This window comes from Amycolatopsis sp. WAC 04169 (assembly GCF_003947535.1).
In the GTDB taxonomy this organism is placed as follows: domain Bacteria; phylum Actinomycetota; class Actinomycetes; order Mycobacteriales; family Pseudonocardiaceae; genus Amycolatopsis; species Amycolatopsis keratiniphila.
On the sequence record NZ_QHJI01000002.1, the window covers coordinates 34952 to 46533 of the forward strand.

The window sequence follows — 11582 nt, forward strand, 5'->3', positions numbered from 1 at the left end:
TGGATCGATCCCTGCGCTGTCGGATCGCCACGATCACGGGGAGAGCGCGAATGACGGATCGTTTCGATGTCCTGTTGTGTTTCACGCCGGCCGATCCGGACGGCGCGGCGGCTATGGACGAGTGGGAAACCGCCCTTCGCGACGCGGGTCTCCGTGTTCTCCGGGACAGCGGCGTCGACGAGTCCGCCGACGCGCTCGCGAACTCCAATGTCGTGCTGGCCCTGTGTTCGCGTGCCGACCGGGTCCTGGTCGTCGATCCGGGGGCGGACGGCGAACACGCGGTCGATCCGCGGAACCTGCCCGCGTTTGTCGGGCTCGTCCGGCGCAAGGTGGCCGGCTCCCGCCGACGACGTGCACGGCTGGTCGGGCGGTATCGCGAACTCCTGGCGATCCATCGTGGCCTGCACGCCCATCCGGTGCTGATGGTGCGAGGCCTGCCGGGTGTCGGCAAGACCGTGCTGGCCGAGCAGTACGCCCGCCTCTTCCAGGACACCTTCGACGGCGGCGTCCTGCGGCTGGGCCCGTTCGGGCAGCACGCGCCGGAAGAGGTCCTGTCCCAGTTCCACCTCGCGCTGGCCCGCGCGGCCGGGGATCTGCTGGGCGCCGACCTGGCGGGCATCGACTTCGACCGGCTGCGCGACCACGTCGCCGAACGGATCGGCGCCGACGGGCGTCGCGTGCTCGTCCTCGTCGACGACGTACCGCCGGGGCTCCCGCCGGACGCCCTCGAACGCCTGCTCCTCCCGACGTCCGCCGTGTCCACGGTGCTCGTCAGCCGGGTGGGGAATTCTCCGTGGGACGTCCCGACGCTGGACCTCGCCGGGTTGTCACCGGCCGAAGGGCTCAGGCTGTTCAGAGAGTTCCGCGCACCCGCCGACGACGCCGAACAGGAAGCGGTGCTCCATCTCGTCGAGCAGTGCGGCGGGCATCCGATCACGCTGCGCGCCAATGCTTCGGCCGCGCCACCCGCCTCCCGTCCGGACACGGCACCGCAGGCGATCCGCGACCTGCTCGCCGGCTGCGGACCAGCCGCCGCCGGGGTCATCCGGCTCGGCGGGCTGCTGGCACCGGTTCCCTTTCCGCTCGGCATCGCCCGTGACGTGCTCGGAGACGGTTTCGCGGAAGGCGTCGGCGAACTGGAAGAACGAGGTATGGCGTCGCTTGTGGACGGTGGGTTACGGCTGCAGCCCCTGGTGGCGGAGGTGGCCAGGGCCGGGCTCGATCCCGGCGACCTGCCCGAGTCCGCGGCGAAGTCCTTGCTACGGCTGCTTTCCGGCGATCGTGCCGAATACCGGGACTTCCTCCTCCAGCATGCCCGTGCCCTCGCCGAGCGCACATCCGCTGCGCTCCGGATCCGGCTGCTGCGTTCGGTCGCGGACGCGCACGAACAGCACCGGGACTTCTTCGCCGCCGGTGAGATCCACGCCGCGATCTTGTCCACCGAAGGCGCCACGAGCGCGGACTTCGCGGCGGCCGCACGGGTGGAGATCGCCTGCGGGCTGTACCCGGAGGCCGTACGGCATGCCCGGCACGCGTTGTCGTCCGCGGCCGACGACGACGAGCGATGCGCCGCCGGTTTGGTCGCCGCACAGGCATTCGACTGTCAGGGCGACTACACCGCCGGCGAACGGATGTTCTGGCACGACTTCCCGGGCCGGGGTGAAACCGGATTACCCGCGATCGTGCAGGCTCTGCGTCTCCGAGGGCGAGCGAGGGAGGCCATCGCCTCGGTCGAGGCGACGCTGCCGGAGCTTCACGACTCGCCGCCCGCGGACCTCCTGCTGGAATACGCCCGCGCTCTGCTCCTCGACGACCAGCCGGGACGAGCACGCGAAGCCGCGGCCGAGGTGATCGCGACCTTCCACGCCACCGGCAGAACGCGGCACTTCCAATGCACCGAAGCCGAATTGCTGTGGGCGGAGGCGACGGTCACGCTCGACCTCCAGGACCGCTCCGCCGCCGTGTTGCGCGAACTCGAAGCCAGGTATGGACGACGTCACGGCCCGGAGAGCCCGCCGGCCTTGACCGCCGCGGCCCTGGCAGGCCGTGCCCTCCTGCTGCGAGGACAGCCGGAGCGGGCCCTGTCCGCGTTGAGCGCCACCGAACTGACCGTGCTCCGCGTCTTCGGCGGCGAAAACCGCTTGCGGTACCGGATCAGGCACGGCATGGCCCTGGCGCACGGACAGTTGCGCGACTTCGGCCGCCAAGCCGAAGTTCTCGAGGAGATCCTCCAGCCACAGATCCGCTTGCTGGGCTCGACCCATCCGGAAACCCTCGAAAGCAGGCTCGACCTCGGCCTCGCGCTGGCCTTCAGCGGACGCGGCCAGTACCGGCGTGCCACCGAACTGGTGGACGCCGCCGCGGACGACATCGTCGCGACACTCGGCCACGCGACCGAACTGTCCGAGAAGGCGATCGCGGCGAAACGGGTGCTGAGGGGCTCGGCGAGTCAGTTCTCCGATGGCTTCCAGCGCACTCCGTAGGCGAAACCCGGTGTCAGGCTCCGGAACTGGACGTGGACCTCGCCCGACGCGTCGGGCGTCAAGGAGCACCCGCGCGCCGCCTCGTCGCTCGCGTCGTCCTGGAAGACCCGTTCCAGCAGCACGACCTCCATCGGGATCGGCAGGGCGAACCGGACGTGCAGGTCGAACAGGTCGACCGGATGCCGCGGGACGCAGACGAAATGCGGATGCCTGAACTCCGCCCGGAACCGTAAGGCGATCTCGTGTTTGCTCAGCCGTTTGAGCGGTCTCGGCAACCGCAACGCCAGCCCGACGCGATCGGTGGATTCCATCACCCGCCCGGTCAGCCGTCCACCGTGGAACACGTCGACGCGGAGATCCTCACTGCCGATGGCCTCGCCCCGGTAGACCGAGTCGGTCAGGGTGAGGGCGAGGTCGAGTTCGGCGATGTCGTCGGCGTCGGCGACGATCCGGCGGGATTCGAGGACCTCCGGCACCGGCTGGTCGAGCGCCACCGCCACGCGCAGTTCCTCCGTGTGCCACCTTCGGCTGGGCTGGGCCGGTTCAGGCTCGTCGGATTCGCTTGTGGACGCGACGGCGACCTCGGCGAGCCGGTCGATGCCGTCGTCGATCCGGCGGCGGGCGGTCCGCTCGTCGCGCTGCAGATGCCTGGCCAGCCAGCGCACCCGATCCTGATAGAAGGGATGCACCGCCTCCGGGTGCAGCCCGAGCGCGGCCAGCACGGCCGTGCACAGATCCTCGGGCAGCGAACGTGCCCAGCCGGACAGGCATTCGCCCAGTGTCCGCCGGATCGTCGCGTTCCCGTCGTTCCCGGACGCACCGCAGACCGCGCGTAACGCGGGGCCCGCCCGTTCGGCCAGCTGAGGTGCCGCGATTCCGCGGCCCCTCCGAAGCAACTTCAATTCGCCGGCCAGATCCGCAGCGCTGACGGTCACCAGTCCTCCCCTAGTGGTTCAAGCACGGTCGTCAATAGTCGCCAGCCCGGCGGCCCGTGTCCAGCCGGTGGCGGCCGTGTATCGCCGATCGTTATTTCGGGTTTCCTTTCCCGCTCATACGTGAAACAGGAAACTCCTTGTCGCTCCCCGACCGGCGACGCATTCTTGGTGAGCCGCCCCAATTCGCGGCGATAACACCTCAACCAGCGGTTTTCCCGCGTTGTCGAGTGCTGCCCTCATGCGCTCACCGAAGGAGTCGGAATGACCGTCAAGTGCTCGCTTTCGCTGCTCTTACGGATCGCTTTCTGGCTGTGGGTGGTCGCGCTCCTCATCGGAGTGGCGCTCGGCAGCGCGGTGGGAACCGCGCCCGCGAACCCGGTCTCCCCCGGGGTCGCCACACACGGAAAGGAGGTGGACTGACCATGCAGACCCACGCCATCGGCCTGATCCTGGCCCTGCTCGGCATCGTGTTCGGCTGAGGACCCCGGCATGAAATGCGCACGCGTCGGCCGGCCGGATCCGCGGATCCGGCCGGCCGACGGAAACCACTGCCGGAACATCGTCCACACGGCCATACTGATCCTCCGACGAGGATGGGTGCCGATGAACGAGAGAGCCACGTTCGGAGCGGAGTTGCGCCGCCGTCGCAAAGCGGCGGGCCTTTCGCTCACCGAACTCGCCGCCCGCACTCACTACAGCAAGGGTTACCTCAGTAAAGTCGAGACCGGCCTTTCCGCGCCGAACCCGGCACTCGCCGCGTTGTGCGAAACGGAACTCGGCGCGGAAGGGGAACTGAAACCGCTGCTGCCCGGCGAACCCGTGCGGCGCCGGACACGACCGGACGTCAGACCGTCCGGCCTGCCACCGGCGACCGCCTCCTTCACCGGACGGACGGCCGAACTGCGCGCGATCCGCGCGGCGCTCGAAGCCGACGGGGGCGTCTGCGTCGTGTCCGGTATGGGCGGTGTCGGCAAAACGGAACTGGCGGTGCGATGCGCGCACCGGCTGGAATCCGGCTTCGCCGACGGTTGCCTGTTCGTCGACCTGCGCGACGAAGCCGGCGAACCCGCCGCGGTGCACGACAGGCTGCTGCGCGTGCTCGGTGTCCCGGCGGACCGTATCCCGGCCGAACCGGCCGATCGCGCGGCGCTGTACCGGTCCCGGCTTCGCGGCCGCAGCCTGCTGCTGGTGCTCGACAACGCGGTCAGCGCGGCGCAGGTGCGTCCGCTGCTTCCCGCCGAACCGAAATGCCGCGTGCTGATCACCTCCAGGTCCAGGCTGAGCGCGCTCGACGACGCCACGCACGTCTCCTTGGACATGCTCCCGCTCGACGCGGCGGTGGATCTCTTCACCACGATCACCGGTGTTCCCGCCGGGCCCGCGGTCACCAGGGTGGTCCGGCGTTGCGCCCGGCTCCCCCTCGCGATCCGGATCGCGGCGGCGCGGCTTCGCGCGCATGCCGCGTGGGACGTCGCGGAACTGGACCGGCGTCTGGCGGACGAATCGGCCCGCCTCGGCGAGCTGGACGACGGCGAACGTTCGCTCGCCGCCGCGTTCCGCCTATCGGTTCAGCAGTTGAGCACCGCCGAGTCGCGACTTTTCGGGCTGCTCACCGTCCACCCCGGAACCGACGTCGACGTCCATACCGCGAGCGCGTTGAGCGCGCTTCCGTTCCGGGAGGCCGATCGGCTGCTGGACCGTTTGCACGAAGCCCATCTGCTCACCCAGCCGGACTCCGACCGTTACGGATTCCATGACCTGTTGCGCGCGTTCGCCACCGAATTCGTGCTCACCGACGCGGAGGACGGGATGAAAGCCTTCAGCAGGCTCGCCGATTTCGCGGTGCGGACCGCCGCGCGAGCCGACCGGGAACTCACCCCGCACCGCTATGTCCCGGAGATCGTCTTCGATCCCGGCGTGCCGGAACCGGCCAGGCTGGACGACGGCGAGATGGCGATGTCCTGGTTTCGCGCCGAATGGCCCGGCCTGGTGGCCCTGTGCCGGAGGGCGGGTGAACGCGGCGAGCACGAGAGATGCTGGCAGCTCGCCTTCTTCCTGCGCGATTTCTTCTTCGTGGCCAAACTCTGGGACCCCTGGCTGGAGACCCATAGATGGGCTCGCTCGTCCGCAGAAGCGCTCGGGGACACGTGGGCGCTGGCCACCACCACCGCCAACCTCGGGGTCGCGCACGTCGATCGCGGCGACCTGGACGAGGCTTCGGCGTGCTACGGCGAGGCGCTCGCGCTGTTCCGGCGGATCGGCGACGGGCACGGGGAGACCACCACCCTCGCGCACAACGGCTGGGCCGAGCATTACCGGGGCCACCACGACGACGCCTTGCGGAATCTCCGGCAGGCGCACGCGTTCTACGTCCGCGACGGCAATCGCCGCAACGCCGCGATCACCGAGCGCGGGATCGCACTGGTGCTGACCGCGCTGGGGCGGTCAGAAGAGGCCGCCGCCATCGCCACCCGCACGCTGGCCGTGTTCGACGAACTGGGGCTGGACCTCGACGCCGCCATGGCGCTCAATTGCCTGGGCTGGGCCTGGTACCACGCCGGGCGCCGGGACCTGGCCGCCTCGGCCTATCGTGCCGCCGCGGACCGGGCGGAGGCCTGCGGAAGCCGGTACGAAACCGCACGCGCCTACACCGGCCTCGGCAACGTCGCGGCCGCTGAAGGCTCCGCAGAGCTGGCGGCCGGCCTGTGGGATCGCGCCGACGAGAACCATCCCGGCCTCGATCGGGTGATGGTCGGCGAAGCCCGGGTGCGGAGGGCGTGACAGCCGAGGTCGGAGGTGTCCTGAATCGCTCAACCGGCGTAAGGGGCCGCGAGGCTGCTACGGTTGGCCTGTCGCGGTTCAGACACCAGCCGCCGGATCCCTTTTTTCGGGTCCGGCATGCCCATGGGCAGCAGCCGGCCCCCATACCGGCAAGGAGTCAACTTGACCGACTACCGCGCTCCCGCATCCGACCCGCCCCGTTCGACACGAAGGTTCGTGTCCCCTCTCGACATCTCGATCACGGCTTCCGCCATCGACACGGTGGTCACCGTTTCCGGTGAAATCGATCTCAGCGTCTCCGACGACCTGCGCAAGGCGTTCGACGAGGAGCTTCGCTTCAAGCCGGGGGTGCTGATCGCCGACCTGTCCGCGGTCACCTTCTGTGATTCGTCCGGATTCACCGTCTTCGTACAGACCCGTGCGAACGCCGAGGAAGCCGGCGTCCCGTTCATCCTGGTCACCCAGGAGCGGGCCTTGCTGCGCCCGATGTCGCTGCTCGGCCTCGACGCGGTCCTCACCGTGCACCCGACCCTCGATTCGGCACGGGACGTGCTCACGCACTGACCAGCTGTCATGATGGGCGGTTGTGACGGATGACAAGGATCCAGGCTTCCGTATCGGCGGCCGTCCACTGGCGGAGCGGCTGACCGAAGTCCTGCCTTCGCTCGCGAAGACGGTGCTCTCCGAGATCGTCCTCAGGATCCCGGAGTACGGCCTGCTGCCCGCCGAGGAACTCAGCGGCGACATCACGCACGTGATCGAGCAGAACCTGCGTTCCTTCATCGACACTCTGCGCACCGGGGCCACGCCGTCACGGCCGGAACTCGACTTCCTCCGCGAATCGGCGGCCCGGCGCGCGGAGGAGGGCATCCCGATCGACATCGTGCTCACCGCGTACCACATCGGCATCCAGGTGGTCTGGGCGTCGGTGACGCCGGACGCGCGGCCGGACGAGGTCGCCGACGTCCTGGCCGTCAACGCGCTCACCCTGCGCTATCTGGAGGTGGTCACGCCCGCGGTCGGCGCCGGTTACCTCGACGAACGCCGGACGATGTTCGACGACGAGCGGTCGGCGCGGCACACGGTGCTCTCCGCGCTGCTCGACGGCGAGCCCGCGGAAGTCGCGGCGGGACAGGCGGGCCTGCGGCTGCCGCCGTGCTACATCGTCCTCGCGGCGTCGGTCGGGGCGCATCCGGACGAGGAGGTCGACGGGGTCGACCCGCTGGTCGCCGGACGCCGCAAACTCCGGCGGCTGCGGGTCGAACTGGAGCGCCAGATCCGGGGGACCGTCCTGACTTCGCTCACGCCGGACGGCGGGCTCGCCTTGCTACCGCACGAAACCGCGGCCGACGAACTGTCCACAAGGGACTGGGTGCGGCTGGAACGGGTCCTCGCCGACGTCGCCCGGACGGCGGGCGCCGAGGTCATCGCCGGGACCGCCGCGGCCGAGCCGTCCGGTGTGCCCGCCGCGGTGAGGGTCGCGCAGGACGTGCTCGCGGTCGCCATCGGATCCGGGCGGCCACCCGGGCTGTACCGGCTCGACGACGTCCTGCTCGAGTACCAGCTTTCGCGCCCGGGCCCCGCGCTCGACCGGCTGGCCACCCGGCTGACGCCGCTGGACGGCAACGAGGAGCTCCTGCAGACGTTGAAGACCTTCCTCGACCGGGGAGGCCGCCGTCAGACCGCCGCGGCCCTGCATGTGCACCCCAACACGGTCGACTACCGGCTGCGGCGGATCGCCGATCTCACCGGGCTGGACCCCACCCGGCTCGAACACATCGCCCTGCTGAACGCGGCCCTTTCGGCCCGCGCCGCCATCCGGCCCAAGCCCTTGTGACGCGTCACAGCACGTGGAGGGTGCCGCTCGGGCAGAGTCCGAGCAGGCGGCAGGCGGACCGGCATTCACCCGCGAAGATGAACAGGTCCGTTCCCGTTTCGTCGGCGAGCAGTTGCGCCCGTTCGAGCGCCCGGATACCCGACACCCCGAAGAACTCGAGCTCGGACAGGTTGACGATCACCGTGGTGCCACTGCCGTGCAGCCGCTGATCGAGCATCTCCCAGAGGCGGGGCGCGGTCCCGAGGTCGACCTGTCCGTTCATCTTGACGACGGTGGTCTCCCTGGTCGGCCTGCTCACGTGCAGCCGCAGCCGAACCCGTTGTTCTTCGAGTGCCCGCCGTTCGGAGGCCACTGAGAAGGCGCGCTTCTTGTCAAGCGCGCGAGGCGTTGACAGGGAAGTCATACGTGAGAAGTACCCAGGCACGCGGTCCGGCGAAACGGCGTCCGCTTGAAGCCCGCGGAAAGCGGGTACCACCAGCGGGTCGGAGGTGATGTCCCATGTCCGCTGAACAGACCGGCCACGGGCCGGTGGTGATCGGTTTCGACGGATCGCCCGAGGCCCGCCGTGCCGTCCGCTGGGCGGTCGCCGAGGCGAAGACCCGCGGCCTCGGCGTGATCCTCGCGTACTGCACCCACGACCGCCTTCCGCCACCCGGGTCGGACCCGGTCGCGACGCCGCTGAACGAGGCGGTCCCCCAGGCCGCCGACGAAGCCGCGGAAGTGGAACCCGCCCGGCGGCAGCTCGCCTCGATGGCCGAAGCGCTGAAACGCTCCGACCCGGGCCTCGACGTCCGCACGGCCGTGCGCGGCGGCATCCCGGAGCAGGTCCTGACCTCGGTCGCCGACGAGGTCGACGCGGCGATGATCGTGCTCGGCGAATCCCATACGGGGTTGTTCACCAGGGCCGTCCTCGGCTCGACGGAATCCGGCGTGACCAAGACCGCCGGGCGCCCCGTCGTGGTCGTGCGCGGGGACGAGCCGCCTCCCGGCGGGCCGGTCATCCTCGGCACCGACGGCTCGGAACAGAGCGCGCAGGCGGCCGGGTTCGCCTTCGACTTCGCGGCCCGGCACGGGCTCACCGTGCACGCGGTCCACGTCGCGCGGATGCCGCTGTGGGGTCCGGCGAGCGAGCCGCTGCTCGGCGGGCCGGTGCTGGATCCGGCACCAGGTCTTCCCCAGGAAGTCGCCGACGAGCTCGTCGGACGTCAGCTCGAGCCGTGGCGGGAGCGTTACCCGGACGTCGCCGTGGAGATGGTGCACGGGGTGGGGCCCGCCGCGCAGGCGTTGACCGTGCAATCCAGCGAAGCGGCGCTGCTGGTGCTCGGCCGGAGCGATCACGGCGATCTCCGGCGGCTCCTGCTGGGCTCGGTCAGCGACGACGCGCTGCACCACGCGCATTGCCCGGTGGCGGTGGTCCGGGCTCAGCCGGTCGGCTGAGCCCGGCGCCTCACGAAGAAGCGAGTTCTCCGAGCGTGCGCCGCGAAACGCGGAGCTCCGCGGCCATCAAGAGGCCGCCCGTGCGGGCCTGGGCGAGCGCGTAACCGACGTCGGCGACCTTGTCCCAGGCCTCACCGGCCGTGTCGCCCGCGCCGACCCGGCCGGCCAGCAGGCATTCTTCGAGCTGTCCCTGCAGGCCGGGCAGGACCTGGGTGAGGTCGTCGGCGAGCTGCTGCAACGCCCCGATGGTCCGGCACAGGTCCGCGGGCGAGGCCGGTTCACCCGCCCGCAGGCTGCTCTGCAGGTGACGCACGACCGAGCCGGCCTGTGCGGCCAGCAGATACGGAGGCTCCTGCGACTTCGGACTCATTGTCCTGGAATACCCCGTCCGCGACCTGCGAAAACCAAGTTTGTGCCGAACGGCCCGGGGGTATCAGCGGTTGTGGACAAGGACGTACTCACCTTCGGGGTCGAGGAAGAGTTCTTCGTGGTGGACCGGGACGGTCATCTTTCCCCGGCGGGCGACGCCGTCGTGGACGCCGCGGACGAGGAAGAGGGTGAACTCCAGCAGGAGCTCACCCGCTCGCAGGCCGAATCTGCGACCGGTATCTGCACGACCCGCGAGGAGGCCGAGCGGCAGCTGACGGCCCTGCGCACCGACCTGGCCGAAGCCGCCGCACGGCGAGGCTGCCGCCTGTTGCCCAGCGGTAGCGCACCGCTCGCGGAAACGGTGCTGCCCGCCATCACCCCGAATCCGCGGTACGAGCGGATGTCGGAACACTTCGGGGCGACCGCGCGGACGTCGCACACCTGCGGCTGCCACGTCCACATCGCCATCCCCGACCGGGAAACCGGCATCCGGGTGATCGACCACGTGCGGCCCTTCCTGCCCGCGCTGCTGACCGTGACCGCCAATTCCGCGATCTGCGACGGATACGACACCGGGTACGCCAGCTGGCGTTACCAGCAATGGAACCGCTGGCCCTCGGCGGGCGTGCCGCCGCGGTTCGGCTCGCTGGACCACTACGAGAGCATCGTCGATGCCTGGCTCCGGGCGGGCGCCATCCTCGACCGGGCGATGGTCTATTGGGACGTGCGGCTTTCCGAGAAACAGCCGACGGTGGAGTTCCGGCTCGGCGACGTCGCGGCCACCGTCGGCGACGCGGTCCTTTACGGGGTGCTGATCCGCGGCCTGGTCGGCACGATCCTCGCCTCGGAGGAACGTCCTCCGAAGCTGTCCAACGAGGTTTTGCGCGCGCAGACCTGGCGCGCGTCGCGGGAAGGGCTCTCCGGCCGCTGCCCGCATTTCCGGACCGGAGATCTCGCCCCGGCGAGCGAGGTGCTCGACGACGTCGTCACGTTCGCCGCCGGCGCGCTGGCCGAGACCGGAGATCTCGACTTCGTCCGCGACGGCTGCGCTCGGCTGGCCGCCGAGGGCGCCGGCGCCGATCGGCAACGGGCTCGCTTCGAGAAACGGCGGGCCGCGGAGGACGTGGTGGACCTCCTCGCGGTCCACCCCGCCCGTGATTGAAGGCCGAACTCGCGTGATGGAAGCCGTAACTCGCGTGATTGGAGCCGTAACTCGTGACCTACGGCTTCAATCACGCGAGTTACGGCTCCAATCACGCGTGTGCGGTCTTCAGGTCCGGCCGAGTTCGGGTGGGCGGCGCAGCGGACCCCAGTCCGCGTTCTGCTGTGCCCGGTCCCGTAGCAGTTCCCGCGCCTCGCCGAGGACCGCGGTGGAGATGCGTGCGACGGGTTCGGGGTCGGTCAGCAGTGGCTCGTTGTCCGGGCCCGAGCCCACGACCCGGCCCGCCAGCACCCACGGCTTGGTCTCACGACGGCGTTCGTGGCTGAGGTGGCAGTAGTCGTAGAGCCGCCTGGCCAGCCAGAGTTCGAGCGGCCGATCCCGCCACCAGGGTTCGGGATCGAGGGGATTCACCGAAAGCCCGGGCAGTTCCGCTCCGGTGAGTTCGTCCCGGCTCGTGCCGGGACGATGCTCCGGAGTCGGCGCCCATCGCACGTACAGGCCTTCCCGCCGCCGGACCAGCGCGGCGAGGTCTCCCAGTGACTCCAACCGTTCCATCGAGCACTCCAGGCGAAAGGTGG

11 protein-coding genes are annotated in these 11582 nt (G+C 70.2%); 7 read left to right on the forward strand and 4 right to left on the reverse strand.

Annotated elements, in window-relative coordinates:
* Positions 1-50: 50 nt before the first annotated feature.
* Positions 51-2483, forward strand: a complete 2433-nt coding sequence (locus tag DMC61_RS05010; RefSeq protein WP_125687213.1) for a hypothetical protein — start codon at positions 51-53, stop codon at positions 2481-2483.
* On the opposite strand, the gene DMC61_RS05015 is transcribed toward DMC61_RS05010, so the two are convergent.
* Positions 2450-3418, reverse strand: a complete 969-nt coding sequence (locus tag DMC61_RS05015) for a hypothetical protein (protein WP_233594703.1) — start codon at positions 3416-3418, stop codon at positions 2450-2452. The two genes, DMC61_RS05010 and DMC61_RS05015, sit on opposite strands and share 34 nt — an antisense overlap.
* A 261-nt stretch (positions 3419-3679) precedes the next feature.
* On the opposite strand from DMC61_RS05015, the gene DMC61_RS41115 reads away from it, so the two are divergent.
* The 4 genes from DMC61_RS41115 to DMC61_RS05030 all read left to right on the forward strand — a co-directional run bounded on the left by DMC61_RS41115 (position 3680) and on the right by DMC61_RS05030 (position 8036).
* Positions 3680-3838, forward strand: coding sequence for a hypothetical protein (locus tag DMC61_RS41115; RefSeq protein WP_158634078.1), 159 nt, complete (start codon positions 3680-3682; stop codon positions 3836-3838).
* Between the two features lie 183 nt (positions 3839-4021).
* A complete protein-coding gene (locus tag DMC61_RS05020; RefSeq protein WP_125687215.1) occupies positions 4022-6199 on the forward strand; it encodes a tetratricopeptide repeat protein in 2178 nt (725 codons plus the stop codon).
* A gap of 216 nt (positions 6200-6415) precedes the next feature.
* The gene (locus tag DMC61_RS05025; protein ID WP_233594704.1) at positions 6416-6763 is read left to right on the forward strand and encodes an STAS domain-containing protein; all 348 of its coding nucleotides are present in this window, start codon (positions 6416-6418) and stop codon (positions 6761-6763) included.
* A gap of 22 nt (positions 6764-6785) precedes the next feature.
* Positions 6786-8036, forward strand: coding sequence for a CdaR family transcriptional regulator (locus tag DMC61_RS05030; protein WP_125687219.1), 1251 nt, complete (start codon positions 6786-6788; stop codon positions 8034-8036).
* A 4-nt stretch (positions 8037-8040) separates the two neighbouring features.
* Here the strand turns inward: DMC61_RS05030 and DMC61_RS05035 are convergent, their stop codons facing one another.
* On the reverse strand, positions 8041-8388 hold the full coding sequence (locus DMC61_RS05035; protein ID WP_233594705.1) for an STAS domain-containing protein: 348 nt from the start codon (positions 8386-8388) through the stop codon (positions 8041-8043).
* Positions 8389-8534: 146 nt separating this feature from the next.
* Here DMC61_RS05035 and DMC61_RS05040 point away from each other — a divergent pair, with 146 nt between their 5' ends.
* The gene (locus DMC61_RS05040) at positions 8535-9473 is read left to right on the forward strand and encodes a universal stress protein (protein WP_125687223.1); all 939 of its coding nucleotides are present in this window, start codon (positions 8535-8537) and stop codon (positions 9471-9473) included.
* A gap of 10 nt (positions 9474-9483) precedes the next feature.
* Here the strand turns inward: DMC61_RS05040 and DMC61_RS05045 are convergent, their stop codons facing one another.
* The gene (locus tag DMC61_RS05045) at positions 9484-9843 is read right to left on the reverse strand and encodes a hypothetical protein (RefSeq protein WP_063271501.1); all 360 of its coding nucleotides are present in this window, start codon (positions 9841-9843) and stop codon (positions 9484-9486) included.
* Positions 9844-9915: 72 nt separating this feature from the next.
* On the opposite strand from DMC61_RS05045, the gene DMC61_RS05050 reads away from it, so the two are divergent.
* Complete coding sequence (locus DMC61_RS05050) at positions 9916-11004, forward strand: glutamate--cysteine ligase (protein ID WP_125687225.1); 1089 nt, start codon at positions 9916-9918, stop codon at positions 11002-11004.
* Between the two features lie 108 nt (positions 11005-11112).
* On the opposite strand, the gene DMC61_RS05055 is transcribed toward DMC61_RS05050, so the two are convergent.
* Positions 11113-11559, reverse strand: a complete 447-nt coding sequence (locus tag DMC61_RS05055) for a DUF6098 family protein (protein WP_125687227.1) — start codon at positions 11557-11559, stop codon at positions 11113-11115.
* Positions 11560-11582: the final 23 nt, after the last annotated feature.